Source organism: Acinetobacter sp. P37, assembly GCF_057480965.1.
Map to the genome: position 1 here is coordinate 19,973 of NZ_JBLIYY010000022.1, position 25,559 is coordinate 45,531.

29 protein-coding genes are annotated in these 25,559 nt (G+C 40.5%); 20 read left to right on the plus strand and 9 right to left on the minus strand.

All coding sequences use genetic code 11. The annotated features are described in order from the left end of the window. The first annotated feature begins 4 nt into the window (after nucleotides 1-4). Together AC25JC_RS15580 and AC25JC_RS15585 are read left to right on the plus strand one after the other, a co-directional pair. On the plus strand, nucleotides 5-2,137 hold the full coding sequence (locus tag AC25JC_RS15580) for a 3-hydroxyacyl-CoA dehydrogenase NAD-binding domain-containing protein (protein WP_486924383.1): 2,133 nt from the start codon (nucleotides 5-7) through the stop codon (nucleotides 2,135-2,137). 184 nt (nucleotides 2,138-2,321) lie between these two features. Further along, complete coding sequence (locus tag AC25JC_RS15585) at nucleotides 2,322-2,660, plus strand: hypothetical protein (RefSeq protein ID WP_078194261.1); 339 nt, start codon at nucleotides 2,322-2,324, stop codon at nucleotides 2,658-2,660. Nucleotides 2,661-2,738: 78 nt separating this feature from the next. Here the strand turns inward: AC25JC_RS15585 and AC25JC_RS15590 are convergent, their stop codons facing one another. Together AC25JC_RS15590 and AC25JC_RS15595 are read right to left on the minus strand one after the other, a co-directional pair. Then, on the minus strand, nucleotides 2,739-3,164 hold the full coding sequence (locus AC25JC_RS15590; RefSeq protein ID WP_486924384.1) for a GNAT family N-acetyltransferase: 426 nt from the start codon (nucleotides 3,162-3,164) through the stop codon (nucleotides 2,739-2,741). Nucleotides 3,165-3,175: 11 nt separating this feature from the next. Continuing rightward, nucleotides 3,176-4,399: a class I SAM-dependent methyltransferase gene (locus tag AC25JC_RS15595; protein WP_486924385.1), complete on the minus strand. Its 1,224-nt coding sequence runs from the start codon at nucleotides 4,397-4,399 to the stop codon at nucleotides 3,176-3,178. Nucleotides 4,400-4,506: 107 nt separating this feature from the next. Between AC25JC_RS15595 and trhA the strand changes: the two genes are divergently transcribed. Both trhA and AC25JC_RS15605 read left to right on the plus strand, forming a co-directional pair. Then, nucleotides 4,507-5,148 (plus strand): PAQR family membrane homeostasis protein TrhA, encoded by a 642-nt coding sequence (gene trhA / locus AC25JC_RS15600; protein WP_486924386.1) that lies wholly within the window; start codon nucleotides 4,507-4,509, stop codon nucleotides 5,146-5,148. Nucleotides 5,149-5,293: 145 nt separating this feature from the next. After that, nucleotides 5,294-6,607, plus strand: coding sequence for an MFS transporter (locus AC25JC_RS15605; RefSeq protein WP_078194265.1), 1,314 nt, complete (start codon nucleotides 5,294-5,296; stop codon nucleotides 6,605-6,607). Between the two features lie 300 nt (nucleotides 6,608-6,907). Here the strand turns inward: AC25JC_RS15605 and AC25JC_RS15610 are convergent, their stop codons facing one another. Next, nucleotides 6,908-7,918: a metallophosphoesterase gene (locus tag AC25JC_RS15610; RefSeq protein WP_180050311.1), complete on the minus strand. Its 1,011-nt coding sequence runs from the start codon at nucleotides 7,916-7,918 to the stop codon at nucleotides 6,908-6,910. A 104-nt stretch (nucleotides 7,919-8,022) separates the two neighbouring features. On the opposite strand from AC25JC_RS15610, the gene AC25JC_RS15615 reads away from it, so the two are divergent. Further along, nucleotides 8,023-9,642 (plus strand): phospholipase D family protein, encoded by a 1,620-nt coding sequence (locus AC25JC_RS15615; RefSeq protein ID WP_257223821.1) that lies wholly within the window; start codon nucleotides 8,023-8,025, stop codon nucleotides 9,640-9,642. Between the two features lie 47 nt (nucleotides 9,643-9,689). Here the strand turns inward: AC25JC_RS15615 and AC25JC_RS15620 are convergent, their stop codons facing one another. Continuing rightward, on the minus strand, nucleotides 9,690-10,511 hold the full coding sequence (locus tag AC25JC_RS15620; RefSeq protein WP_486924394.1) for a lysophospholipid acyltransferase family protein: 822 nt from the start codon (nucleotides 10,509-10,511) through the stop codon (nucleotides 9,690-9,692). 410 nt (nucleotides 10,512-10,921) lie between these two features. Here AC25JC_RS15620 and hflX point away from each other — a divergent pair, with 410 nt between their 5' ends. The 6 genes from hflX to AC25JC_RS15650 all read left to right on the plus strand — a co-directional run bounded on the left by hflX (nucleotide 10,922) and on the right by AC25JC_RS15650 (nucleotide 15,154). Beyond that, entirely contained in the window at nucleotides 10,922-12,256 is a 1,335-nt protein-coding gene (gene hflX, locus AC25JC_RS15625) for a ribosome rescue GTPase HflX (RefSeq protein WP_111885001.1), read from the plus strand. A gap of 43 nt (nucleotides 12,257-12,299) precedes the next feature. Further along, complete coding sequence (locus AC25JC_RS15630; protein ID WP_078190105.1) at nucleotides 12,300-12,671, plus strand: hypothetical protein; 372 nt, start codon at nucleotides 12,300-12,302, stop codon at nucleotides 12,669-12,671. Between the two features lie 10 nt (nucleotides 12,672-12,681). Then, a complete protein-coding gene (locus AC25JC_RS15635; protein ID WP_180077471.1) occupies nucleotides 12,682-13,356 on the plus strand; it encodes an LrgB family protein in 675 nt (224 codons plus the stop codon). Between the two features lie 248 nt (nucleotides 13,357-13,604). Next, nucleotides 13,605-14,057, plus strand: coding sequence for a DUF2147 domain-containing protein (locus AC25JC_RS15640; protein WP_180024995.1), 453 nt, complete (start codon nucleotides 13,605-13,607; stop codon nucleotides 14,055-14,057). A gap of 60 nt (nucleotides 14,058-14,117) precedes the next feature. Continuing rightward, complete coding sequence (locus tag AC25JC_RS15645; protein WP_180102447.1) at nucleotides 14,118-14,567, plus strand: DUF2147 domain-containing protein; 450 nt, start codon at nucleotides 14,118-14,120, stop codon at nucleotides 14,565-14,567. Nucleotides 14,568-14,707: 140 nt separating this feature from the next. Further along, the gene (locus AC25JC_RS15650; protein WP_078194271.1) at nucleotides 14,708-15,154 is read left to right on the plus strand and encodes a DUF2147 domain-containing protein; all 447 of its coding nucleotides are present in this window, start codon (nucleotides 14,708-14,710) and stop codon (nucleotides 15,152-15,154) included. Nucleotides 15,155-15,206: 52 nt separating this feature from the next. On the opposite strand, the gene AC25JC_RS15655 is transcribed toward AC25JC_RS15650, so the two are convergent. The 5 genes from AC25JC_RS15655 to AC25JC_RS15675 all read right to left on the minus strand — a co-directional run bounded on the left by AC25JC_RS15655 (nucleotide 15,207) and on the right by AC25JC_RS15675 (nucleotide 19,234). After that, entirely contained in the window at nucleotides 15,207-16,052 is an 846-nt protein-coding gene (locus AC25JC_RS15655; protein WP_486924387.1) for a symmetrical bis(5'-nucleosyl)-tetraphosphatase, read from the minus strand. Nucleotides 16,053-16,057: 5 nt separating this feature from the next. Continuing rightward, nucleotides 16,058-16,870, minus strand: coding sequence for a 16S rRNA (adenine(1518)-N(6)/adenine(1519)-N(6))-dimethyltransferase RsmA (gene rsmA / locus AC25JC_RS15660; RefSeq protein ID WP_180133907.1), 813 nt, complete (start codon nucleotides 16,868-16,870; stop codon nucleotides 16,058-16,060). A 30-nt stretch (nucleotides 16,871-16,900) separates the two neighbouring features. Then, nucleotides 16,901-17,758: a pilus assembly protein PilJ gene (locus AC25JC_RS15665; RefSeq protein ID WP_486924388.1), complete on the minus strand. Its 858-nt coding sequence runs from the start codon at nucleotides 17,756-17,758 to the stop codon at nucleotides 16,901-16,903. A 21-nt stretch (nucleotides 17,759-17,779) separates the two neighbouring features. Beyond that, entirely contained in the window at nucleotides 17,780-18,763 is a 984-nt protein-coding gene (gene pdxA, locus AC25JC_RS15670) for a 4-hydroxythreonine-4-phosphate dehydrogenase PdxA (RefSeq protein ID WP_180133905.1), read from the minus strand. A gap of 90 nt (nucleotides 18,764-18,853) precedes the next feature. After that, nucleotides 18,854-19,234 (minus strand): hypothetical protein, encoded by a 381-nt coding sequence (locus tag AC25JC_RS15675; RefSeq protein WP_486924389.1) that lies wholly within the window; start codon nucleotides 19,232-19,234, stop codon nucleotides 18,854-18,856. A 191-nt stretch (nucleotides 19,235-19,425) separates the two neighbouring features. Between AC25JC_RS15675 and rplM the strand changes: the two genes are divergently transcribed. From rplM to AC25JC_RS15720, 9 genes are all read left to right on the plus strand, one after another. Continuing rightward, the gene (gene rplM / locus AC25JC_RS15680; RefSeq protein ID WP_004722943.1) at nucleotides 19,426-19,854 is read left to right on the plus strand and encodes a 50S ribosomal protein L13; all 429 of its coding nucleotides are present in this window, start codon (nucleotides 19,426-19,428) and stop codon (nucleotides 19,852-19,854) included. Between the two features lie 12 nt (nucleotides 19,855-19,866). Continuing rightward, nucleotides 19,867-20,253, plus strand: a complete 387-nt coding sequence (rpsI, locus tag AC25JC_RS15685; RefSeq protein ID WP_078190115.1) for a 30S ribosomal protein S9 — start codon at nucleotides 19,867-19,869, stop codon at nucleotides 20,251-20,253. Between the two features lie 473 nt (nucleotides 20,254-20,726). Then, entirely contained in the window at nucleotides 20,727-21,380 is a 654-nt protein-coding gene (locus tag AC25JC_RS15690) for a glutathione S-transferase N-terminal domain-containing protein (protein ID WP_486924390.1), read from the plus strand. 28 nt (nucleotides 21,381-21,408) lie between these two features. Next, nucleotides 21,409-21,837 (plus strand): ClpXP protease specificity-enhancing factor, encoded by a 429-nt coding sequence (locus tag AC25JC_RS15695; protein WP_486924391.1) that lies wholly within the window; start codon nucleotides 21,409-21,411, stop codon nucleotides 21,835-21,837. Nucleotides 21,838-21,855: 18 nt separating this feature from the next. After that, nucleotides 21,856-22,497 (plus strand): hypothetical protein, encoded by a 642-nt coding sequence (locus tag AC25JC_RS15700; RefSeq protein WP_486924392.1) that lies wholly within the window; start codon nucleotides 21,856-21,858, stop codon nucleotides 22,495-22,497. A 426-nt stretch (nucleotides 22,498-22,923) separates the two neighbouring features. Then, on the plus strand, nucleotides 22,924-23,283 hold the full coding sequence (locus AC25JC_RS15705; protein ID WP_180022868.1) for a roadblock/LC7 domain-containing protein: 360 nt from the start codon (nucleotides 22,924-22,926) through the stop codon (nucleotides 23,281-23,283). A gap of 86 nt (nucleotides 23,284-23,369) precedes the next feature. After that, entirely contained in the window at nucleotides 23,370-24,344 is a 975-nt protein-coding gene (locus AC25JC_RS15710) for a hypothetical protein (protein WP_180128804.1), read from the plus strand. A gap of 15 nt (nucleotides 24,345-24,359) precedes the next feature. Next, on the plus strand, nucleotides 24,360-24,905 hold the full coding sequence (locus AC25JC_RS15715; protein ID WP_249683247.1) for a GTP-binding protein: 546 nt from the start codon (nucleotides 24,360-24,362) through the stop codon (nucleotides 24,903-24,905). Between the two features lie 10 nt (nucleotides 24,906-24,915). Next, nucleotides 24,916-25,326: a roadblock/LC7 domain-containing protein gene (locus AC25JC_RS15720; RefSeq protein WP_078194283.1), complete on the plus strand. Its 411-nt coding sequence runs from the start codon at nucleotides 24,916-24,918 to the stop codon at nucleotides 25,324-25,326. The last annotated feature ends 233 nt before the right edge of the window (nucleotides 25,327-25,559 follow it).

A 25,559-nucleotide genomic window follows, 5' to 3' on the forward strand; every position in this document is an offset into this window, starting at 1 on the left:
AAAAATGAGCGCAATTCAATTTGAAAAAAATGCCGACAATATCGTCATTTTAACTTTAGATTCTCCAAACCAATCTGCCAACACCATGAATGCAGATTTCCGTGCTGCACTGGCTGAAACGGTAGACAAACTGCAAGCAGATGAAAATATTGCAGGGATTATTTTCCGTTCCGCAAAAAAAACCTTCTTTGCCGGCGGCGACTTAGACGAACTGATTCAAGCTACACCTGAGCATGCGACAGAATTCTTCAATATGATTGAAGAGATGAAAGCCAAACTGCGTTATATCGAAACCCGTGGCATTCCTGTTGTAGCAGCCTTAAATGGTACAGCGCTTGGCGGTGGCTGGGAGTTAGCTCTTGGCTGTCATTATCGAATCGCACTGAATGATGCTAAGGCAAAATTTGGCTTACCTGAAGTAACTTTAGGCTTACTGCCAGGCGGTGGCGGTATTGTACGCATGGTCCGTTTATTGGGTCTGCAAAATGCATTTCCGCTCTTGATGGAAGGCAAACAAATTGGTGTCGAAAAAGCCAAATCATTGGGACTGATTCAAGACACTGCAGATAGCCTTGAAGAATTGATGGACAAAGCCATTGCGTGGGTCAAAGCCAATCCAAAATCACAGCAGCCCTATGATGTAAAAGGCTATAAAATTCCGGGCGGCACACCATCGACTCCAGCGGTGGCGCAAATGCTTGCCATTGCCCCCGCTATGCTACGTGACAAAACCAAGGGCTGTTACCCTGCGCCTGAAGCCATTATGTCGGCTGCTGTTGAAGGCGCTCAGGTCGATGTTGATACGGCGCTCACGATTGAATCACGTTACTTTACTTACCTTGCAACCGGTCAAATTTCTAAAAATATGATCGGCACCTTCTGGCATGGTCTCAACGCTATTAAGTCTGGTGCAAGTCGTCCAAAAGACGTCGCGAAATGGCAAGCCACCAAAGTCGGCATTTTGGGTGCAGGCATGATGGGTGCAGGCATTGCTTATGCCACAGCATCAAAAGGCATTGCAGTTGTACTCAAAGATGTTTCTGTTGAAGCTGCTGAAAAAGGCAAAGCCTATAGCCAAAAACTGCTAGATAAAAAAGTATCTCAAGGCCGTTTAAGTGCAGAAAAACGTGATCATGTTTTAGGCCTGATTCATGCCACTGCAGATGCTGCCGACCTACAAGGCTGTGACTTGATCATTGAAGCTGTGTTTGAAAATGTCGAACTGAAAGCCAAAGTGACGCAAGAAACAGAAACCTATTTGGCAGAGGGCGGTATTTTTGCATCCAACACCTCAACCTTGCCGATTTCAGGCTTAGCCAATGCATCTCAAGATCAAGCTAAATTTATCGGTCTACATTTCTTTAGTCCTGTCGACAAAATGCAATTGGTCGAAATTATTAAAGGTAAAAACACATCGGCTGAAACCTTAGCCAAAGCCTATGACTATGTACAGCAAATTGGCAAAACACCAATTGTGGTGAATGACAGCCGTGGCTTCTTTACCAGCCGTGTCTTTGGCACCTTTGTGCAAGAAGGTTTACGTCTACTGTCTGAAGGCGTACACCCTGCCCGCATTGAAATGGCTGCACTAAAAGCTGGCATGCCTGTAGGCCCATTGGCGATTCAAGATGAAGTGTCTTTAACACTCTCTGAGCATGTTGCGGCCGAGACACGTAAAGCCCTACAAACCGAAGGCAAAGACCTGCCTCGCTCAGGAGCGGATGACGTTATTCAAACGATGATTCATGAGTTTGGCCGTAAAGGTAAAGCTGCGGGTGCAGGTTTTTATGAATATCCTGAAGGCGGTAAAAAGCACCTCTGGGATGGCTTGAGCAAATGGCAGAAAGATAATGCTATTTCTGAACAGGAAATGATAGACCGCTTCCTGTTTGTACAGTCACTTGATACCTTACGCTGCCTAGAAGAAGGTGTTTTGGAGTCGACTGTCGATGGCAATGTCGGATCAATCTTCGGGATTGGTTTTGCCCCTTGGACAGGTGGTGCACTTCAATTTTTAAATCAATATGGTTTGGAAAAAGCGCTCTTGCGTGCCAATACACTAGAAGCAAAATATGGCGAACGCTTCAAAGCACCGAAATTACTGAAAGACAAAGTGGCGAAAGCTGAGCAGATTTAATTATTCATTTTGAGCATGCAAATTTTGCTGTTCAATCACATCAAAAGGAGCTTCGGCTCCTTTTTATTTTCCTTCTCAGTCGCGTGTTTGCAAACAAGCCTAGAATTTACGCGAACTCTCATCAGTTTTATGTTATAAAGTAACAAGTTTTTTGATTTCTTTTTATCCGATTGAGTAGCTTGTTATGACTGATCATACTTCTCCTGAAAAATCACCGTGGGGCTGGAAAGCACTGATTATCTTCTGTATTTTAGGTGCGCTATTCATGGGTATTTTCTGGCTTGCTGTGACCAATGAACCAGATTATATGCCGAGCCAACAGAAAAAAGACAATACTCAACAGCATGCATTTAAAAATGCCCCTGTGATGTCAGAAGAAGCGTTGAAAAAGGCGCAAGCTGATCAAGCAGCGCGTGAAGCTTCTGCGCCGACTGCAGCAGATATGCAGATGACTGAAGAACAACATGCACATATGGATGACATGAGCCCTGAACCTACTGCATCGAATGATCATGGCCACTAAGCTTTGACCTCATCTATATAAAAAAAACGCTTAAAATATTAAGCGTTTTTTTATTTATAGCTGTCCAATTTTACGTATTTAAGCCAAAGCTATATACATATCTTGATGCGGAATACCACAATCTAAATATTCATCACCTTCAACAACAAAACCTAAAGTTGCATAAAACGGTATAGCATGCACTTGTGATGATAGTTTTAAATATTCACGTTGCTCTAATTTCGCTTGTTCGATAATGGCTTGCATCAAGATTTTACCAATACCCTGACCGCGATAGGCCTTTAAAACAGCAACACGACCTATACTGTTATTTTTCAACAAACGAGCAGTTGCAACAGCTTTCATCCCATCATGAACAATAAAATGCAGTGAAATCGCATCTTCTGCATCCCACTCATCCGCGGGCGATATCTGCTGTTCTAAAATAAAGACCTGTTCACGTATCGGTCGAGCTGCAGATGCCAGTTGCTCCCACGGTCCGAATTGAATATTTAACTGCTGCATCCCTTCATCCTTTAGCATTTACAGCCAATATCTTGCTGGTCCCATTGATCATTTAACAATAATTCCAATGAATGCTTTTGAATGCCATACATGTCTTTTAAAGCTTGAATCTGTGCCAATACCGCTTGATCAGGTTCGACATAGTCTGCACGTTTGGTTGCCAAGATCATTTTATTTTTACTGGTATGTTCAAGTGCCACAAATTCAAAGACTTTGGTTTCATAACCATATGCTTTTAATAAAAGTGCACGAATCGTGTCAGTAAGCATCTCTGCTTGCTGGCCTGCATGAATACCAAATTGCAACATCGGTGCAAGTACTTGCGGCGCTTTCAATTGCGGACGCAGTTCTTTATGACAACACGGCGCACACATGATCATTTGCGCATTTAATCGAATGCCGGTATGAATCGCAAAGTCCGTTGCCACATCACAGGCGTGCAGCGCAATCATGACATCTAAGCGCTCAGGCGCATAGGTACGAACATCGCCTTGGAAAAAATCCAGTTGGCTGAAATTCGACTGCTGCGCAACGCTTTGGCAAAATTCCACCATTTTCGGATTCAGCTCAACCCCTGTCACTTTAGGCACTTGTTGGTGTTTTGCTAAATAATCATATAATGCAAAAGTCAGATAGCCTTTACCTGAACCAAAATCTACAACATGCAGAGATTGATCGGTTTCTTTGATCTGGCTTAAAGCACCTGAAAAAATTTCTACAAATTTATTAATTTGTTTCCATTTACGTGCCATGCTCGGAATAATTTGTGCTTTTGCATCCGTAATACCGAGTGGCTGTAAGAAATAACTGTTTTGATCGACATAGCGGTGTTTCGCTCGATCATGTCCTTGCTGCTCCATAGGATTTTTCCCTAAGGCTGGCTGCTTTTTGCTGATGCTTAGCATGGCTTTCTTTTTATTTTTCTTAAGCTGAATTTCTTCATCTAAGGTCATCAGGTTGGCTTGCTTACAACAACTCAATAAACTTTCGACTTGTTGATATGCAGCTGCCATTGGATAGTTTTTGGTGATGTCTTGGGTTTTATAACGATATAAACAACTGAGAAATGACTCACCTTGCAGCGAAATGACTCGCAAGGTCATTTTTTCTAATTTGTCTAATTCACCTTTATACTGACTCAAGATCATGCGATCAAAACGCTGTGTTTCAATGGCTTGCTGAAAGGCTGCTAAAAATTGCTGCTCTTGCGTAGAGGAAGAAGCCAATGATGACATAATATAAACCTAGATAAATTTGCAAAACAATTTTAAATCTTCTTACACCAAAAGCAAAATTGAATTACTATACACTTGTATATTTAAATTATTATAAAAGATACGTTATGAATGCTCCCCACCTTTTAGCTTATGACCCAGCTGAAGAAAGACTGAATTTCTATACCCATGCTTTCGGTGCAGCGTTGTCGGCCATCGCAGGTATCCTACTGATTTTAAAAGGATCATATCTTCCAACTGGAAAATGGCTTGCACTTTGGGTGTATGCATTCAGTATGCTGTTATTGTTTTCAGCGTCGAGTCTATATCACTTCGCAGAATCTCCTGAGCGCCGTGGTTGGTACAAAAAACTCGACCATACCGCAATCTATTATTTAATTGCAGGCACTTATACCCCGTTTCTGGCAATCGCACTGCCTACCGCAAAAGCGCATTATTTACTCATTGCACTGTGGGTTATTGCCGCTATTGGAACACTATTCAAATTAATTTTCATTCATCGTTTTCAAAAGATTTCGTTGATTGCCTATTTGGTGATGGGATGGCTTGCAGTACTGGTAATGGATGATATGCAACGCTTTTTATCTGATCAAGCTTTAACCTACCTGATCATTGGCGGGCTATCTTATACAATCGGTGCATTGTTTTATGCCTTAAAAAAGGTAAGATATACACACGCTATCTGGCATATTTTTGTATTGATAGGTGCAGGATCACATTTCCTGTCGATTTATCTCTACGTGATATAACCCACTGACACTGCATTCTTTAGTGACCCTAATTCCGCAGTCCGTAAGTTGGTATTTCGTATTTTTTTAAGAAATTACGCCTTTTTTAAAAAGATTACGCTTTTAAAACTAAGTTCAATTATTTTTAGTAAGTGTAAGGTCCACCATGGCGTCTTCAAGTGCTGCTGCCACTGAACAGCAACCAACAAATTCAAAATTCCGCGTACTTACAGCAAGTCTTGTAGGTACCACAATCGAATTCTTCGATTTCTACATCTATGCAACTGCGGCTGTAATTATCTTCCCGCATCTGTTCTTCCCTGCAAGTACAGATCCAACAACCGCAACAATTCAATCTTTAGCAACGTTTGCGATTGCCTTTATTGCTCGCCCGATTGGTGCAACATTCTTTGGCCATTTAGGTGACCGTATCGGTCGTAAAGCCACATTAGTTGCCGCTCTCCTCACCATGGGGATTTCTACAGTATGTATCGGCTTGCTTCCAACCTATGCTCAAATTGGTATCGCTGCTCCGCTCATGCTTGCACTTTGTCGCTTAGGTCAAGGTCTGGGTTTAGGTGGTGAATGGTCAGGTGCCGTGCTACTTGCAACTGAAAATGCGCCAGAAGGCAAACGTGCTTGGTATGGTATGTTCCCTCAATTGGGTGCGCCAATCGGCTTTATTCTTGCAACAGGCTCATTCTTGACCTTAGGTCACTTCATGTCTGAAGCTGAGTTTATGCAATGGGGTTGGCGTATTCCATTCATTGCAAGTGCGCTATTGGTTATTGTCGGTCTGTGGATTCGTTTAAAATTACATGAAACACCAGCGTTCCAAAAAGTTTTGGATAAGCAAAAAGAAGTAAATATTCCGTTCAAAGAAGTGATCACTAAGCACTGGGGAATGTTAATTCTCGGTACGATTGCTGCGATTTGTACATTCGTTGTGTTCTACTTAACCACAGTATTCGCTTTACAATGGGGTACAACCCAGCTTGGTTACACACGTGAAGAATTTTTAAAACTTCAACTGGTTGCCACACTTTGTTTCGCTGCCTTCATTCCACTTTCTGCTGTATTTGCTGAAAAATTTGGTCGTAAAACGACTTCGATTGCGGTATGTGTTGTATCTGCATTGTTTGGCTTAGTCTTCTCAAGCATGCTTGAGTCTGGCAGTACTGCGATGGTGTTCTTATTCCTATGTATCGGTCTTGCGATCATGGGTTTAACCTATGGTCCAATTGGTACGGTATTGTCTGAAATCTTCCCAACGTCTGTACGTTACACAGGTTCAGCTTTAACCTTTAACATGGCTGGTATTTTTGGTGCATCTTTCGCGCCATTGATCGCAACTAAACTTGCAACTGGCTATGGTTTATATGCAGTAGGTTACTACCTAACTGCAGCATCAATCCTTTCATTGATCGCATTCTTAATGATTCGCGAAACTAAAAATGATGATGTGAATAATCAGGTTTAATCTGCACATAATAAAAAAGCCAGCACATATTGCTGGCTTTTTTATGTCTCAAATGGAGTCAATGAACTGATGAATACTCTGTAGTTGACAGCATTTTAAATAATTAAATTCATGCATGCAGCTTAGATCCCACTGAGTAGCAATACACATCATCTGTTCCAAAACACTGTCATTCACTCAACTTCAAACTACAAATGTTTCATGGCACGATTCAATTTTATTAACAAAACAAGGTTTGTAGCTCTTCATCAAGAGGAACAGTCACCAAACCGTTTAGCGATAATAAACGGTAGTTTTTGATTAAACCAGCTCGATAATATCAATGGTCGGTGGCACAAGAAAACGGAAAGGTACCCCAACCATGCCCGTACCAACAGTGACAAAGACATCTGCATTGTCATGCTGATATAGCCCTTTTTTGTGGCCTAAAATGGACACTTTTTTCATTACATAATCAGTCAACCATGGCAGTTGTACCTGCCCGCCATGCGTATGACCCGACAACATCAATGGTCGTCCCGGAAGTTTAGGTACCATATCTACGGTATCAGGATTATGCGACAAAATGATCCAAGGCTTATCCTGTGGCAATTCTGGCAAATAGCGCATATCGGCTTTACCAGCCCATAAGTCCCCAACACCTAATAAACGAAACTCATTAAACTCGACCACTTGCCCTTCGATATCCACCACATGATTACTTTCTAATGCATGTTTTAACAGCGCTTGAATAGGCGGACCGGGATATTGCTCATCATGATTACCATTCACCGAATAAATCGGAGCAATAATTTTTTTCAGTACAGCCAGTTCTTCAGCTAACTTATTTTCTGGCTCATAAGTCCAATCCCCTGCAACCACTACCAAATCAGGATTTTGCGCATTGATTTTATCGACGATCATTTTTAACTGACGTTCATGACCCGAAAATAAACCAATGTGTAAATCACCAATTAAAGCAATGCGTACAGGCTTTAATAACTGTCGTGTTTCATGCAATTGATATTGACATTTTTTCACCTGAATCATGTGCGGCTCGATAAATCGGGCATAGCACAAAAGCCCCGTAACAGCACCGACAAAAATCGCTTCATGTAGTGAATAATAGCCACTCCAGCCTGCATAAAAGCTAAAGAAGAATAAAGGGATAAGTAAATACGAAAGATAGAATGCCAACAAATGTACGAAGGCTTTAAACGGATGAATCGTTTCCGTACGCGACTGACTTAACCAAGCTTGAGATATTGCCCAAACGCCCAGCACAGCCAACCCGATATAAAAATACATCACTACGGAATCTAATTCCCACATACATTTGCTCTACAATTTGCCTAACGAGAAAACTCGGTCACTATATTTATCTTTTCACAGCTGACACTTATACTCAAATCAAATTTTTTAGTATGTCTAACAGTATGAACTCAGCTACACCGAAACAGCAAAATTTGCCCTTCATACACAACCACACTAAGGCGGTTTTGCTGAGTTGTAGCCTTGTTTTGACTTTATCTGCATGTAGTACCTTGCCTAAACAGCAAACTCAACCTGTGGAATATGCTTTTAATACCCCGACAGACGATACTAGCCTTGCGAAAATTGTGTTGCCGCTACGGGAACAAAATCCTAACTTAACTGGTTACCATGTTCTATATGACCCATTAGAAGCCTTAGCAGCTCGAATCGAGCTGATCAATAAGGCCGAAAAAAGTTTAGATCTACAATACTATATTTGGGATAACGACAAAATTGGTGCTTTGGCCCTACATGCCATGATCAAAGCTGCTGATCGTGGGGTGAAAATTCGTTTATTGGTCGATGACAACAATGCCAAAAAAATGGAAGGCATTTATATGGCACTCGACCAACATGCCAATATTGATGTCAAACTGTATAACCCGTACCGCTTCCGACATTTCCGCCCTGTCGATATGGTGCTGGATCTAAAACGCATCAACCGCCGTATGCACAACAAAAGCTTTATTGCAGACAATCAAATCGCATTGATTGGTGGCCGCAATATGAGTAACCAATACTATAACGTCAGTGATAATTATCAATTTTCCGATGTCGACGTCATGTTGGTCGGTGCGGCATCCGATGAAATCATCCATTCTTTTGACGAATATTGGAATGATGACTATGCCTTTCCAGTACGCCAATTGGTCAATCCACGCCACTATAGCTTGCGCTTTGACAGTCTCAAACAACAACTCGATGACTATAACCAAGAAGCCACTGTGGTCAATTATTTGGATTTAGCCAACCGTTCACATGCCTTTGATGACTGGCTCAACAATAAAATCCAATTTGACTGGGTTAAAGCCGAAGTGGTCAAAGATTCCCCAAGCAAAATCAAATCTAAGGCTAAAAAAGAAGAGCATCTCAACTTTCAGCTGCTCAACCGTTTAGATAAACCTGAACAAAGTGTCGATATCGTTTCAGCCTACTTTGTCCCAGAAAAAAAAGGGGCTGAACGCCTAAAAAACCTCAGTGCCGATGGCGTGAAAGTCAGAGTTTTGACTAACTCATTCCAGGCCAATGACGTGCCATTGGTTCATGCTTTTTATAGTAAATATCGCCAAGATCTATTGGAACACGATGTTCAACTCTATGAGTTTCTGTCTAGACCTGATGCAGAAAATCTCAATACCAATACCAAAGAGCTCGCTGAAAAAGCTAAAGTCAGTCTGAAGGGCTTAAGCCGTTCGAGCTTACATGCCAAACTGATGGCAATTGATGAAAAACAAGTCTTTATCGGCTCATTTAACTTTGACCCTCGCTCAGCATATTTAAATACTGAAATTGGGGTATTACTGAATAGCCCACGCTTAGCCAAAGCAGTCCACTACACCATGGATGAAAATTTGAGTAAATATGCCTATAAGTTAGTGCTCAATGCAGACCAACAGATCAATTGGAAAATTAAGCTGTCAAATGGTCAAACGCGTATTTATCCACGTGAACCGAAAATCAAGTGGTGGCAAAAAGCAGGGGTGAAATTTATCTCTTGGTTGCCGCTCGAAGGCTTTATGTAAGGATTATGCTGCAAAGGCATCCCCTTGCAGCCTGAATCATTAATTCATTAAGCTTCAACTGGAACTGGTGCTTTAAGGACTTTGGCTTGAAGTTCTGCCAATCCTTGATTCATTTTTTGCTGCACTTCTTGTGTCAGACTGTCAACAGTATGACCTGCCGAATCAATTGCGGGCAATGTCATCAGATGCGCTGTGACTTTCGGCATTTCTAAGACATTTTTGACATGTCGATCAAAGCTAATGTCTCCGACATAGGGCGCAATATTATCGAGTTCACCGTCCTGATTCACATAGCAAATTAAGCAAATTTGGACTGGACGTTCGGCTTCAATTGCCGCACCTAAAATACGACCATGAATTTTTTTAATTTTGCTGCCATCTGAAGTGGTGGCTTCTGGGAAAAAGAGTACCGGCGTATCTTGTTTTAAGAAGCCTGTAATTTGTTCTTTAATTTTAATCGAGTCGCCAGAGCCACGCTTAATAAATAAGGTGCCACCGCCTTTCGCCAATTTACCCAGCACTGGCCATTTTTCAATTTCAGCTTTCGCCAAAAAGAAAACACGTGCTCCAGAACCCAAAACTGCCACATCTAACCATGAAATATGATTACTTACCCAAAGGGCTGGTTGACGTGGAATTTCGCCATGCACTTTGACTTCAAGGTTGAATACTTTGCATAACTTGCGACAAAAATACTGCACATAGCGGGTATTTTGCGGGTTATTCGGGTCTTTATACAATTGATGACGATAAACCAAATAAAAACCCTGCGTCACGGCAACAGCTGCTGCACCGACTTTTTTACAATACAAATAAAATTTTGAAAACACATTAATTTGCGGTGTATTGACGATTTGAGGTTGATTCATAAACGGTTCACTAAAAGGACACGGTGCCACAATTTGGCGTAAATTTTCATCATCATATACCGAAGACAGTTTTTTTGCATTGATCATAAAAACCGAAGTCGAAGATAATATTTTCCCATTTTAATCGTTTTTAAAAATCAAATATTATTTTTATATCGGTTTTAAAGGTTAAAATTATGAATCATTCATATTCAGACAATCCCCCTATTTCTTCATGGCAAGCGTTAAAAGCCATTGCTTGTTTTTCATTGATATATGTGAGTGTGCTTTTCTTATTGGCGCTGAGCTTTCGAAGCTTTCTCTAATTGAATAGCACTACATACAGAACTTAGCCATTAATCCCTCACTTAGATTAACCCTCGCACTGCATTTTCGCCTAAAATGAATCTTTAAACAGGAGTGTGTGCTGAGTGGAAAATTTAAATCAACATCAAGCGAGCGGTGAACGCGTAATTTTAGTCAGTGTGGCAGTACAAATGCTCGCAGACCTTGATGCCGAAGAATTCCACTTACTAGCTCAATCTGCAGGTGCCAATATTCTGCAACATGTGCATGCACAGCGTATCAAGCCTGATGCCAAATTATTTATCGGCTCAGGGAAAGCTGAAGAAATTGCAGAAGTAGTCGCAGAATATGAAGCCGAATTGGTCATCTTTGACCATGCCCTCACCCCTGCCCAAGCACGTAATCTTGAACGCATCATGCGTTGTCGTGTGGTCGATCGTACAGAATTAATTTTAGATATTTTTGCCCAACGCGCACGTACCTATGAAGGTAAATTGCAAGTTGAATTGGCCCAATTACAACATATGGCTTCACGACTGATTCGTAGTCGTGGCGATCTCGATAGCCAAAAAGGTGGGATCGGCCTACGTGGACCGGGTGAAACGCTGCTGGAAACTGACCGTCGGCTACTCAAGCTCCGTATGGGACAACTCAAAGCGAAACTTGAGAAAGTCCGCCAAACACGTATGCAAGGTCGTGTGGCACGTCAAAAAGCTGCTGTTCCAACCGTGTCATTGGTGGGTTATACCAATGCGGGTAAATCGACCTTATTTAATAATTTAGCAAAAAGTGATGTCTATGCAGCAGACCAACTTTTTGCGACACTTGACCCAACTTTACGCCGTCTACATTGGGATGGCATCGGCAACTTAGTTCTCGCAGATACTGTAGGTTTTGTGCGTAATTTATCGCACTCACTGGTCGAGTCGTTTAAAGCCACCTTAGAAGAAACGTTGGAGGCGACCTTATTGTTACATGTCATTGACTCCAGCAGTCCTGACATGATGGAACAAATCGAGGCTGTCGAAAAAGTACTGAAAGAAATTGGTGTCGATGTTCCGATTCTGCGCGTTTATAACAAAATTGATGTCAGTGGCGAAGATCCTAAAATCATCTATGGCAAGCCACATCAGCCGGAACGTGTCTATGTCTCAGCACATAGTGGTAAAGGTCTTCCCTTATTACGCCAAGCGGTTCAAGAATGCTTAATGGGACAGATTCAAAGCTTTGAAGTCCGTCTAAAACCGGCTTATGGCAAATTAAGAACACAACTGTATGCGCTCAATGTGATCCAAAATGAAAGTTATGATGAACAAGGCAACTTAATTTTGCACGTCATCATTGCCCCGCATAAGTTAGAACAACTGATTAAACAGGCGCATTTACCCATCGAAGAAATCTTGGGAACGCGTGCGCAACAATTTCAACGTCCACTTGAAGAATTTGAAATTAAAGACTAAATCGGTTAAAACTTGATTAGTATAATTTTAACGAAAGACAAAAATGGACTGGATCAAGCGCATCGACTGGAAAGCCTGGATAGGCACTATTGCATTAATTATTATTTTCCGTGAAGGCGCGGTCTGGGTCATGAAGCAATTCAATCACCCAGAATTAGGCAATCTAGTCGGTTTGATTAGCCTCTTGATCGTGCTTTCATTTTGGAGAAAATTCAACAAAATTCCAGCCAGTTTGGTCGATACCAATAATAAAATCATGAAAGAAAGTGCCTTTGCCTTCCTACCCATTAGTGCAGGCTCATTGCTAATGATGATGCATTTAGGCGATGAAATTCCGATGTTTTTGATTGTTCTCTTTGTCAGTACCCTCATACCGCTATGGGTCTACGCAAAAATGTCTAAGAAATGGCTATAGGAGAATCAACATGCTTTCAATCATCTCTGGATTCATCATTACCCTGATCGCCTATCTTGTCGCAAAACCTATTAATAAAAAATTACCGCAAATCCCCGTGATTGTGATTGGGATGTTTTTCGTCATTGGTATGCTCTATCTTTTTGGCATTTCCTATGAAAGTTATATGGCACACGTGAATCCACTGTTCAATAACTTACTCGGCTATGTCACAGTGGCCTTGGCCATTCCTTTAGCAGCGATGCGCTACGATGACTTGCCATTAAAAGCCGTGGGCGGGATTTTAGTCTTTGCCAGTATCAGTGCCGTTGCCCTCCCTATGGGGCTGGCTTATTTGCTGCATTTGTCAGATCCAACCATTATGGCTTTTGCTACACGGGCAGTGACCACCCCTATTGCCATCAACATTGCCACGCTGCTGCATTCCCCGATTCCTTTGGTTATTTTGATTGTGATTTTATCAGGGGTGATTGGTGCAGCATTTTCACCCATCATACTTAAAAATATTCATGATGAACGTGCATCAGGACTCGCCTTAGGACTTGCTGCACATGCGATTGGCACAGCTCAAGCTTGGCAGCGCGGCAGCATTGCTGGGCGCTATGCGGCATTTGGCATGGCGGTAAATGCAGTCTTCACAGCAATCTGGTTGCCAACTTTCATACTCTATCTACAAAATATGTGACTGAGCAATCACTTTTAAATGATTGTTTTGTATAAAAAATAAACTTAATATAAATTCTAGGGTACACCACAACACATTGAACGATGTGCTGTGGATGTTACATTTTTGGTAAAGGCACTTTTGTGCAACATGTCAACTTTCCCGAATAAAATGTAAATATTTATGCTTAGAGTAGTTGCTCTAAGTTCAGATATTACCTAGTATGATCAATAAACCCTCACAAAGTGTATTGATAAAGGATTATTAATATGATCGAAAAAAGTTTGAAATGGGCTGCATTATTCGGTGCTGTAGTAACAAGCTCTGCACTCTATGCTCAAGATCTTACAGGGACTTGGCAACAAATTGACGATAAAACCGGTTCGCCTAAAGCACTGATCGAAATTCGAAAAGATGCCAAAGACACCTATACCGGCAAAATTGTCAAAGTGACGCCACGTCCGGGTTATACACCAAAGGAAAAATGTGTGAATTGCCCTGCACCTTATACCAACCAGCCTATTTTAGGGATGGATGTATTTAAGGGGCTGAAACTTGAAAGTGAAAATACCTACTCTCAAGGAAAAATTATTGATCCTTTAGCAGGCAAAATTTACAGCTTAAAAGGCAAAATTTCTGCCAATGGTAAGCGCTTACATTTACGTGGATATCTGGGGATTTCCGCGATTGGTCGTACACAGACATGGATTCGCGTTGAATAAATTTTAAATTTATTCAGTAAATTGATTTGATATAGGTGAACCACCTACAGGGAATATCTGATGAAAAAATTAAAAGTGAGCCTCTTATTCTTAGCTGCTGTAATGAGTGGTTCAGCTTTTGCTCAAGACCTTTCAGGGACTTGGCAACAAATTGATGATAAAACAGGTTCACAAAAAGCCATTATTGAAATCCGTAAAGAAACTAATGGTACATTCGTGGGTAAAATCATCAAAGTGACGCCGCGTCCGGGTTATACGCCACGTGACACCTGCGTAAACTGTCCTGCACCTTATAAAAACAAACCGATTTTAGGCCTTGATGTGTTAACTGGTTTAAAACATGTTGAAGGGACCAATAATTACGACAAAGGCCGTATTATTGACCCACTATCTGGCAAAATTTACGACACAAAAGTTCGCTTAAATGCCAGTGGAAAACGTCTCACGCTACGTGGCTATATGGGTGTTTCAGCACTCGGTCGTAGCCAAACTTGGATTCGCCAAGAATAAGCTCAGTGTCATAAAAACCGCCATGTTGGCGGTTTTTTTATGCCTAAGATATTCAAATTATTTTAAAAATAAAGTTGACTATTCTCGTAAACTTTCTAACATACGTGCTCATAAATCACGCTTCTAGGGGAAAAGCGATTATGTTTAAAAAAATATTATTCAGCCTATGCACATTCGGTTTGATGAATGGCGCATTTGCAAATGACATTGCTGGCACGTGGCAACAAATTGACGATAAAACAGGAGCGGCCAAAGCGATTATTTCGATTCACAAAGAATCCAATAATACCTATACCGGTAAAATTATTAAAATTACACCACGTCCTGGCTATACACCACAAAAAAACTGTAATAAGTGCCCTGCGCCTTATACCAACCAACCGATTCTCGGCATGGAAATTGTTAAAGGTTTAAAGCAAATTAATAATACGAATAATTATGAAAAAGGTCGTATTATCGACCCTCTTTCTGGCAAGGTTTATGATGCTAAAGTGCGCTTAAACAGCACAGGAAAACGTATTTCGATCCGTGCAAGTATTGGCGTTTCAGTCTTGGGCCGTAACCAAACTTGGATTCGTTTAGACTAATCCTCACACCAATAAAAAGCCGCATCAATGCGGCTTTTTTATTTTTAAATACTTACATCACAGGATTATCGACAGCAAACATGGTTTGATCTTCCAGACGATAGGCCATCAACTGATTACCCCAGACACATCCGCCATCCACATTTTGGATTTTTGCTGAAATGCTTTTTCCTTGCAAAGCCGCCCAATGACCAAAAAGAATTTGATGGGTCTGCGCTGCTTGTGACTCAAACTCAAACCATGGCTTAAAACCCTTCGGCATAGGGTCATCGAGTGAGTCTTTAAAACTAAACTCTAAACGGCCTTCAGCATCGGTTAAGCGCATGCGGGTCAGATAGTTGGTAATACAGCGTAAGCGCGCATGACCCGACAAATCATCCGACCATAGGTTTGGCTCTTTACCGTACATCACTTGAAGAAACGCATCAACCACATCAAAGTCGTCATGACCAATCACCGCCTCCACCTCTTTTGCCAAGTCTACGGTTTGCTGCGCAGTCCAATTCAAAGGAATACCCGCATGAGTCAAAATGGTTTGCTCATTCGGAAATAGACACAGCGGCTGCTTGCGTAACCAATCAATCAAATCATCACTTTCTAAAGCGTGAATCACATCATCGATATTGTCTTTAGGATTGATATCCTTAATACCACGAGCGCATGCCAGCAAAGTCAGATCATGATTGCCCAGTACCGTCGCCGCAACTTCACTATCCACTAATTTTTTGATGAACCGCAAAGCGCCTACCGAGTTTTCACCCCGTGCGACGAGATCACCGGCAAACCATATAAAATCTTGGTCTGCATCAAACTTGATCTCTTTCAGTAAAGCTTTTAATGCTTCAAAACAGCCTTGAACATCACCAATGACATAGTTATAGCGAATAGTGCGAGTCATAATTATTAAGCCACCATTTGATCTGCTAATGCGACAAATTCTGCAAGTGTTAGGGTTTCTGGACGCGCCATTGGATCAACCCCTGCATTTTCAAAACCATCTTCAACCAACATGCCTTTTAAGCTGTTACGCAAGGTCTTGCGGCGCTGAGTAAAGACATGTGAAACCAAACGCGCAAGCGCTTTTTCATCTTTCGCCACAATCGGTTTAACAGCATAAGGCTCTAAACGGAATACCGCAGAGGTGACTTTTGGCGGCGGATTAAATGAGCCCGGCGGCACCTCAAATAAAAACGTCGGTTTGCAGAAGTATTGGATCATCACCGATAAACGACCATATTCTTTAGTATTCGGTGAAGCGGTAATACGGTCCACAACTTCTTTTTGCAGCATGAAGTGCATGTCTTTGACTTTGTCGCCAAACTCCAAGAGATGGAACAGCAGCGGTGTTGAGATGTTATACGGCAAGTTACCAACCACACGCAGAGGACGGCCTTCGGTAAACAGCTCGGTAAAGTCATATTTCAGCGCGTCGGTTTCAACAATGGTCAAGCGCTCAGGATGCGGCACACGGCCCGGCAAACCTGCGGCTAAGTCACGGTCCAGCTCAACCACAGTTAAAGCATCACATTCACCAATTAAAGGCGATGTAAGCGCAGCAAGACCGGGACCAATTTCGACAATATTGTCACCAGTACGCGGATTTACCGAACGTACAATTTTGGCAATAACACGTTGATCATGTAAGAAATTCTGTCCAAACCGCTTACGCGTGTGATGCCCTTCATCTTTTGGGTTTAGGGCATTAATTTGATACATAAAATTCTCCGCATAGGTTTATTACAACGATTACTGACTTGATTCAAATTCACTCAAGCGAGCAAAAATTTCTTCGGACTTGGTCACATTATCCCGAGCCGCTTTAATTACACTGAGCAATGGCTCTCTTTGTTGCAACAAAGCCATTGTTTCAGATTTCATCATTTCTTCAGTTTCAGCCTGAATGGAGAGCAAACTTTCACGCATTTCAGCATTGTTTACGCGCTCTACACCCAGTTCGGGATTACCATTCAGTTGAGCCTTCAAATAAATATTGAAAGTTTCAAAATCTGCTAAAAAGTCATCTAAATCGTCTGGATGAATAGAATTCACATCAGTTAACTTCAGCAAAGAACTCAACATTCGTCCCGCAATATAGACTTGATTTTTGGCAATCATTGCTTGAATAGCTGAATTGTTTCCTCTAGCCATCATATCAGCCAGAATGTTATATTCAGCTTGAATACCCGGAATGGTTTCACTTACAAGAAGTTGAGATTCATATAGCGCACTCAGGCTATTTTGATGCTGTACAAGCAGATCAATATTAGCATTGATTGCCTGTCCATCTTGAAGCATTTTATCAGCACCATCACGATTCGCATATTTTTTATGCACCGCAGTCAGCGCTTGATTAAATTTTTGCTGATTATGTTTAAAGCCATCCACGGCAGCCGGTGATGCAAAACGTATAAATCCTTCCGTCTGTTTTGGAATTTGCAGCGATAATACTTTTAATTCACAAGAATGATGATCTGTAGCGAGCGTTGAGCATGCTGACAGCATCAACGCTAACGCAATCCCAAAAAATGGGCGAATGATCGATTTCACCCTAAGCATCTTGTTATTTTCCTGTTTTATTTTTGATATTTTTTTACTATTATTCATATAAAATTCAAACCTTTATTATTAAGTTTCGTTATTTTTCGCACGTGCTAATTCTAAAGCCAAATCAACCGCCACCTGTAAACTCGAACTTTTAGCAAGACCAGTTCCAGCCAGTGACAGTGCTGTGCCGTGATCCACTGAAGTCCGAATAAACGGTAAGCCCAAAGTGATATTAATGGCTTCGCCAAAGCCCTGCGACTTTAACACAGGTAAGCCCTGATCGTGATACATCGCCAAAACCGCATCGGCATCTTTTAAATTTTCAGGGGTAAATAAGGTATCAGCAGGTAAGCTCAGGCTCATATTCACTCCTTGAGCGCGATAACACTCTAGCACCGGATTGATCACTTCAATCTCCTCCATGCCCAAATAGCCATCTTCACCCGCATGCGGATTTAAACCGCAGACTAAAATATGCGGATGATCTTTTTTAAATTTGGTTTTTAAATCATGAATTAAAATATCGATGACTTGATGCAATCGTTCTTGAGTAATGGCATCGGCTACATCACGAAGCGGTAAATGTGTAGTTGCCAATGCGACACGGAGCGTTTTGGTCGCAAGCATCATCACGACACGATCAACGCCTGCAAATTCTTGATAAAACTCCGTATGTCCGCTGAAATGGATACCGGCATCATTAATAATCGACTTTTGCACAGGTGCAGTTGCAACACCTACACTTTTGCCAGACATCGCATAATCTGCAGAACGACGTAATTGTTCCAACACATAGGCTGCATTATTCACATCTAACTGACCTGCAATAACAGGTGTAGTTACAGGTACATGTTCCACATAAAGCTGACCTAGAGCTGCCGAACCCTCCTGCCCAACATAGTCAATCAGTTCAACTTCGAGCTTTAACTGTTGAGCACGCTTGAGCAGCAAATCTTTATCAATAAGAACCACAAGTGGCCTTTCATCTATTCGATTGGCTAAGCTCAAACAAATATCAGGTCCGATACCTGCGGGTTCACCGCTCGTGATATATAAAGGCAGCATGGGTCTATCCTGTGTGTGCAATAGCATTATTATACTGTGTGATGCACATGACAGACCTAATTTTATTGACTAAAAATATCGGACTAAAACTCAAAAATAAGCGCGTTGTGCGACATTGTATGGGATGAAATCGAAAGCAAAACCTGAAATGCCAATGATCCAAATCAATGCAATAAGAATTACAATGCCGTGCTGAACGGCTGACACATGTTGCGGGTACTTCGTTATCAGCCAAAAAGACATACCACCCACAAGCAATAATCCAATCAACAGATAAACCAATAAATAACTAAGGAAAAATAAAGTGAGCATCATTAACCAAACGATGATCGCACCATCCGCCCCGTGCAAATACACCAAATACAAAAAAGTTGGGCTTAAAACCAAGGCGCTACATAAGCCCATTAATTGCAACCATTGCCGCCAAAATGAGGGTTCAGATGTGTTTTTTAACAGATTAGAATTCGACATGATTTACTTTCATCCGCTTTTTTTATAATTTCTGGATTATCTGCTGTTTATTGCTGAAGAAATACACTACAATACAGCGCTTGAAATTTTATATTTTCATTTGTGATTCTTCACGTATTCGTATAGAATCGCGTCTCCTTTTGTTTGGACAGCTTCCATAGTCCAAACCAACTATAATAGGTAGTGGTTTAATGAAAACTCTCAGCGCTAAGCCAGCTGAAGTTCAACACGACTGGTACGTTGTTGATGCTTCTGGCAAAACTTTAGGTCGCCTTGCGACTGAAATCGCTCGTCGTTTACGCGGTAAGCACAAAACTTCTTATACTCCTCACGTTGACACTGGTGACTACATCGTTGTTATCAATGCTGAGCAAGTTCAAGTGACTGGTAAAAAATCACTTGATAAGAAATATTATCGCCACACTGGTTTCCCTGGTGGTATTCGTGAAACTAATTTCGAAAAATTAGTTGCTCACAAACCAGAAGAAATCTTCGAACGTGCTGTAAAAGGCATGTTGCCAAAAGGTCCTCTTGGTTATGCAATGATCAAGAAAATGAAAGTGTACGCTGGTACTGAGCATCCACATACTGCTCAACAGCCACAAGTTTTGGACATCTAAGGGATACAGCACATGGCTACTAACTATGGTACAGGTCGCCGTAAGACCGCAACTGCACGTGTTTTCCTATCAGCTGGTACTGGTAAACTCGTAATCAACAACCGTTCTTTAGAACAATATTTCGGTCGTGAAACTGCTCGTATGGTTGTTAATCAACCACTTGAGCTTTTAGAAGCTACTGAGAAATATGACCTTTACATCACTGTTGCTGGTGGTGGTATCGGTGGTCAAGCAGGCGCTATCCGTCACGGTATTACTCGTGCATTGATTGCTTCTGACGAAACTCTTAAACCTGCTCTTCGTCAAGCTGGTTTCGTTACTCGTGATGCTCGTGAAGTTGAACGTAAGAAACTTGGTTTACGTAAAGCTCGTAAACGTCCTCAATTCTCTAAACGTTAATTCGTTTACCGAATCGGACAAAAAACCTTGGCTTATGCCAAGGTTTTTTTATGTTTAATTTTTATGAAGATGATGCAAATAGAATAACGATCCGATAAACAAAAAGACTCAAACTCGCAATAAAGCATATAACCGACAGTGTTAGTGTAATTGTACAAATGGTCATTTTGCTTTTTTGTTCAGGGCTATCATCCTCTGCTCCATAATCAGAGGCATAACCTCCAGCGAATGCCGTATAAAAGCCAATGCCCATAAAAAAAAAACAGCAGCGAAAAATAATAATTTTTGTACAAGTGCAACGGTCATCATGCGGTGATGATCAGGTAAATGAATGACATGAAAATCTATCAGATAAAATCAAATAAAACAAAACTGTAATTTTCACTGTAGCGGCATTGATATTGCTAAAGTCTCCGTGATTTTACTGTCTAATTTTAGTATCCTATCTTATTCATTTCTCATCGTCTCGGATTATGTCAGTCGAAAATGCACCTCTCCAAGGGATTACGCTTTACAGTCATGCGGATGACTTTCGCTCACACTGGATACGCTATGTACTTGCAGAGAAGCAAATCAAACATAATTTAATTATTGCTGATGATGAAGACGAAGATCTTGCGAGTTTAAATCCCTACAATCAACTTCCGATGATGATTGAAAATGGCCTAAAACTCTATAACAGCAGTATTATTGCCGAATATCTGGATGACCGATATCGTCAAAATAAACTGTATGCAGATGCACCCATGCCTCGTGCAGAGCAACGTCAATATGTATGGCGCTTCGAACAAGATTGGTTAAGACTGGCGGATATTATGCTTCGCCATCCCGATACCCTCGATGAAAAAGCCAAGCAAAGAGCACAAAAACAATTACGTGATACTCTCATTTCACTAACCCCCTTGTTTCAGCATTATCCTTATTTTATGTCTGAACAATTTAGCATGTTAGACTGTATGCTCGCGCCTATATTTCTGCGCCTAAAAGCTATGGGGATTGAGCTTCCCAAACAGCAATGCCGCCCTATATTTCTCTATTGCCAACGCATCTTTAGCCGTCCAGCATTTATCAAATCAATGACATTGCAGGAAAAAAATCGCTATAGCGATTTTTTAGCAAAAAATTAATTTTTCATAAATATTTCGAGTAAGCATTATGTCTGAACAGGAACTACAACTCACTCCAACGCGTCCATACTTAACACGGGCACTTTATGAATGGATTTGTGACAATCAACTTACGCCCTATCTACTTGTCGATGCGACACAGAAAGATACGATGGTGCCAGTTCAATATATTCAAGATGGCCAAATTGTCCTGAATATTGCACCTCATGCAACGCATGCGCTGCATATGAGCAATGAGACGATTACTTTCTCTGCACGCTTTGGTGGCGTTTCGCAAAACCTCTATATCCCCTTTTCTGCTGTTCTAGGTATCTATGCACGTGAAAATGGTCAAGGCATGTTCTTCGATCCTCAAGAATATGAAGGTATTCAGAATGATCAAAATGCTTTAAAATCAAACGACCAAGAACAACAAGAGCAGCCGAAGAAAAAACCAGGTTTAAGGTTGCTCGATTAAAGAATAAGGAAGCGAATAATGGCTTTTGATTTAGTACAATATTTTGTCGAACAAATAGAATCTCAAAAGCCTATGCTTTTAAGTCATTTAAATCGTGAAGAAAAACGTCAACATATACGTGAAATCAATGCATTAACTTTAGGTGAATTGATTCATCAGCTCCGCAATAATGCTCAAAAGGTTTATCAAGAAATTACTCAGCCTGATGAACTCTATATCCAAGAAGTTTCACGCCATCTGACCACCAATTCATCGAATGGATCAATATTAGAACGCTCTGAACTTGAACACCTAACAACTGAAATTTTTCAATTACAATTAAATGAATTAAAGCAACTTCATGATACCGGCTCACACTCACCACAAAGCATTCAAGAATTACTTAATGGACAAATTGAACACCTTTCTGGTCAAGCGGATGATTGGGTTTGGTCAACAAACAACCTAACAGAGCTTCTTGGTTCTAAACCAAATCTGCAAGAAGAGATATCATTAGAAGCATCAATGAAGGAGTTCAATCAAATGGTTAATCAACAACATACGCAAGATGACGTGACAACTGAAGTACAAGTGCCAACATGGTCAAAAATTGTAGAGCCTATCGTTGCAGTGGTGATTTTATGGATTTTGGCATCTGCAGCTTGTAATATTTTTGCTTAAGTGACTTCATTTTTCTAAATCAATGACCTGCTTTTTAAGCAGGTTTTTTTAATCGAATATTTTAAATTACACGCCTTTAGATCACTTTTTGTTTTCTTTATGTAAATCAGTCAGCTTTATTCTGCAAAAATCGAGTTTTATCACAATATTTACAAAATTTTACATTTGAATTTTTGGTAAATTTTACATCAAAAATGAAGTCCGAAAACACATAAAAAAATATATACAGCAAATTAAATCACATTTTTTTAATCCAAAAACTAAACAATATAATTAGAAAATATTATCCTTTTAAAGCAAAAAATTAATTTGATTGCAAAGCAATACTTGCTTCCTATAATTAAATTAAGTAGTTAAAAACGCTAGTTTAATTACCTAAATATCTACAAATAATAATCATGTATAACCTAAAAGAGGGGCATAAAAATGGCTAAAGTTTCATTAGAATCACTCACAACAATCGACGGTTTTCATGCAGCGGCACTGGTAGACGGTGAAAGTGGCCTAGCTATGGCGACACAAGGCGGTGGAGATATTGATTTAGAATTAGCAGCTGCTGGAAATACTGAAGTGGTTCGCTCCAAAAGACGTGTTGCTCAGTCACTCAATTTAGACGATCACATTGTCGATATTTTAATTACTCTAGGAAAGCAGTATCACTTGATTCGTCCACTGGAAAATAATGAATCCGTATTCTTATATTTAGTACTTGATCGTGCCAAAGCAAACCTAGCCATGGCTCGACACGAATTAAAAACCTATGAAAAAAATTTAGATTTTGCTTAATTTCACCCAACCCTCTTATGCCAATAAGAGGGTTTTTTATTCCCAAAATGTTTTACAGGTTTGAATAAAATTAGTCGAGGAACACCATGAATAAGCAATATATCAATATCGGCATTGCTGGATTAAGTATTCATGATTCAGATCAACTCAAACATCAGCTTTACGCAATTTTTCCACAGCACTTTAATATCCAATGGAAAAGTGCATCTGATGTGAATCTCGATTGCTTATTTATTCATGAGCGTTTTTTTGACACCGAAGGAATTCAAAAAATATTAACGCGCCGCGCTTTACCTTGGCTCAAGATCTCGAAAGACTACCAACAATCTGGGCGTGTCAGAAATAATACGCTGTTCCTACCCGTGGATGACAATCAAGAGCTCAATCAATGGATTGATAAACATCTCGTCAGCCATAATGGCCTTAATGAATCCATAGAGCATGCACAAAAATGTCAAACTCAAAGCTTTAGCGATTTTAATTTGGAAGATGATTACTTCAAAAAAATGTATGCAGAAGATAACCATGAAAAATTACACCTATATGATGATCTAGGTACAATAGCAGTAATCGATACCGCGCAAAATATAGCTTGGCTCAACCTCGAGCGTCAACTTCAACACACAGATGCTAGTTTTAAATATGATTTCGCATCAATTGAAGATATGACCCATGTAAGTCGAAAGCATCCCGTCATCCTTCAAGACTGGATATGGAATCTATTTTGGCAAACTCCGAATTTTTACCAAACAGTTCCTGAAGATGGTCATTTTCGAATTTTAAGCTGGCCAAAACCTGCTGAACATTTATCTCATAAACAAATTTTTCAACTTTCTGCATGCTTTATCCAGGGCGCAAAGATATCAACGATTGCAGAACAATATGATATACCCCTCAGCACCGTTCGACAGTTCATTGCTGCGAATATGGCATCACTGAATATTAAAAAAATAAATCTTTGGGATAAACATTACACGCCACCTGAAAAGCATGAAACAACAGAACAAAAGAACTTTGTGCAAAACTTCTTTCGTAAATTACGCCGTAAATTTGGATTTTAGAATAGGACATCAAACATGATTCTTCAGCAATATAAAATTGTTTTTGCTGGTTCTATGGGTGCTGGAAAAACTGAAGCGATCCGCTCACTTTCGGATATCCCTGTTTTACTTACTGAAGCGCTTAACACTGACCAAACCAGCCATCAAAAACTCGAAACTACAGTGGGTATCGACTACGGAGAAGTGACCTTAGAAGATGGTTTAAAAATAGGTTTATATGGTACCCCTGGACAAAGTCGTTTTGATTTTATTTGGCCAGTGATTTGTCAAGGCGCAATCGGGACGATTATTCTGATTGATCATAATGTTAATGACCCCTTAAGTGAACTCGAAAGCTACTTAGAAACCTTCCAAAACTATACAGATAACATAGCCATTGGAATTACCCATACAGATGAAATCACAAGTTCGACAAATACCGCTATCTATAAGGATTGGTTAATTAGTCAGGACTTATATTCGCCCCTATTCTTTATCGACTGTCGCAAAAAATCTGACGTTTTACTGCTTCTTGAAGCTTTAATTACCTCAATCGAAGTAAATCACTATATCACTGCATAAGGAGCTACTAATGTTTAATGTCACAAAACGCACCGCTTCGAATGAGTTAATACAACATGCCCGTGAACAAATAAATAATATTATTAACAATGCACGAGGCGTTCATTTCATCATGGTGTGTTCAACAGATGGATTTGAGCTAACGAGTGTTTACAAACGTGGGCAATATAACAATAGCAAGTTAGCTGCGGTTAGCAGCTCTATCCTTGCAATGGTGTCAGCATTTATTAAAGAAATTCATTTGGTCGGTTGTCAAAATATAACCTTAGATGCCGAAAATGGAAAAGCGATACTTGCATCTGTTGCTGCACAAAATCATCCCATGATTATTGTGGCATTGACAGATAAGGACATTTTATTAGGCCAAGTCTTATATATGCTTAAAGCTGCAACGCAATCAATTATTTCAGCGGATCAATAAACTTTATAGAAATATTGAAGACTATTAACTTTATATTTGAGGCAGAAATATTCATTTATTCGTCACTTTAACTTATTCATTTTCCTATTCTATTCTTCTATTCTTCTTTTCCCTTTTTCCCTTTTTCCCCGCATAAAAAAACACCCCCTGACATATCAGGGGGTGTTTCGAATAATGAGCTGGCGATGACTTACTCTCACATGGGTAACCCCACACTACCATCAGCGCTAAGA

Coding starts and splice junctions, on each gene's coding strand:
- AC25JC_RS15580 (WP_486924383.1), top strand. CDS start 5: ATGAGCGCAATTCAATTTGAAAAAAATGCCGACAATATCGTCATTTTA.
- AC25JC_RS15585 (WP_078194261.1), top strand. CDS start 2,322: ATGACTGATCATACTTCTCCTGAAAAATCACCGTGGGGCTGGAAAGCA.
- AC25JC_RS15590 (WP_486924384.1), bottom strand. CDS start 3,164: ATGCAGCAGTTAAATATTCAATTCGGACCGTGGGAGCAACTGGCATCT.
- AC25JC_RS15595 (WP_486924385.1), bottom strand. CDS start 4,399: ATGTCATCATTGGCTTCTTCCTCTACGCAAGAGCAGCAATTTTTAGCA.
- trhA (WP_486924386.1), top strand. CDS start 4,507: ATGAATGCTCCCCACCTTTTAGCTTATGACCCAGCTGAAGAAAGACTG.
- AC25JC_RS15605 (WP_078194265.1), top strand. CDS start 5,294: ATGGCGTCTTCAAGTGCTGCTGCCACTGAACAGCAACCAACAAATTCA.
- AC25JC_RS15610 (WP_180050311.1), bottom strand. CDS start 7,918: ATGTGGGAATTAGATTCCGTAGTGATGTATTTTTATATCGGGTTGGCT.
- AC25JC_RS15615 (WP_257223821.1), top strand. CDS start 8,023: ATGAACTCAGCTACACCGAAACAGCAAAATTTGCCCTTCATACACAAC.
- AC25JC_RS15620 (WP_486924394.1), bottom strand. CDS start 10,511: ATGAATCAACCTCAAATCGTCAATACACCGCAAATTAATGTGTTTTCA.
- AC25JC_RS15630 (WP_078190105.1), top strand. CDS start 12,300: ATGGACTGGATCAAGCGCATCGACTGGAAAGCCTGGATAGGCACTATT.
- AC25JC_RS15635 (WP_180077471.1), top strand. CDS start 12,682: ATGCTTTCAATCATCTCTGGATTCATCATTACCCTGATCGCCTATCTT.
- AC25JC_RS15640 (WP_180024995.1), top strand. CDS start 13,605: ATGATCGAAAAAAGTTTGAAATGGGCTGCATTATTCGGTGCTGTAGTA.
- AC25JC_RS15645 (WP_180102447.1), top strand. CDS start 14,118: ATGAAAAAATTAAAAGTGAGCCTCTTATTCTTAGCTGCTGTAATGAGT.
- AC25JC_RS15650 (WP_078194271.1), top strand. CDS start 14,708: ATGTTTAAAAAAATATTATTCAGCCTATGCACATTCGGTTTGATGAAT.
- AC25JC_RS15655 (WP_486924387.1), bottom strand. CDS start 16,052: ATGACTCGCACTATTCGCTATAACTATGTCATTGGTGATGTTCAAGGC.
- rsmA (WP_180133907.1), bottom strand. CDS start 16,870: ATGTATCAAATTAATGCCCTAAACCCAAAAGATGAAGGGCATCACACG.
- AC25JC_RS15665 (WP_486924388.1), bottom strand. CDS start 17,758: ATGAATAATAGTAAAAAAATATCAAAAATAAAACAGGAAAATAACAAG.
- pdxA (WP_180133905.1), bottom strand. CDS start 18,763: ATGCTGCCTTTATATATCACGAGCGGTGAACCCGCAGGTATCGGACCT.
- AC25JC_RS15675 (WP_486924389.1), bottom strand. CDS start 19,234: ATGTCGAATTCTAATCTGTTAAAAAACACATCTGAACCCTCATTTTGG.
- rplM (WP_004722943.1), top strand. CDS start 19,426: ATGAAAACTCTCAGCGCTAAGCCAGCTGAAGTTCAACACGACTGGTAC.
- rpsI (WP_078190115.1), top strand. CDS start 19,867: ATGGCTACTAACTATGGTACAGGTCGCCGTAAGACCGCAACTGCACGT.
- AC25JC_RS15690 (WP_486924390.1), top strand. CDS start 20,727: ATGTCAGTCGAAAATGCACCTCTCCAAGGGATTACGCTTTACAGTCAT.
- AC25JC_RS15695 (WP_486924391.1), top strand. CDS start 21,409: ATGTCTGAACAGGAACTACAACTCACTCCAACGCGTCCATACTTAACA.
- AC25JC_RS15700 (WP_486924392.1), top strand. CDS start 21,856: ATGGCTTTTGATTTAGTACAATATTTTGTCGAACAAATAGAATCTCAA.
- AC25JC_RS15705 (WP_180022868.1), top strand. CDS start 22,924: ATGGCTAAAGTTTCATTAGAATCACTCACAACAATCGACGGTTTTCAT.
- AC25JC_RS15710 (WP_180128804.1), top strand. CDS start 23,370: ATGAATAAGCAATATATCAATATCGGCATTGCTGGATTAAGTATTCAT.
- AC25JC_RS15715 (WP_249683247.1), top strand. CDS start 24,360: ATGATTCTTCAGCAATATAAAATTGTTTTTGCTGGTTCTATGGGTGCT.
- AC25JC_RS15720 (WP_078194283.1), top strand. CDS start 24,916: ATGTTTAATGTCACAAAACGCACCGCTTCGAATGAGTTAATACAACAT.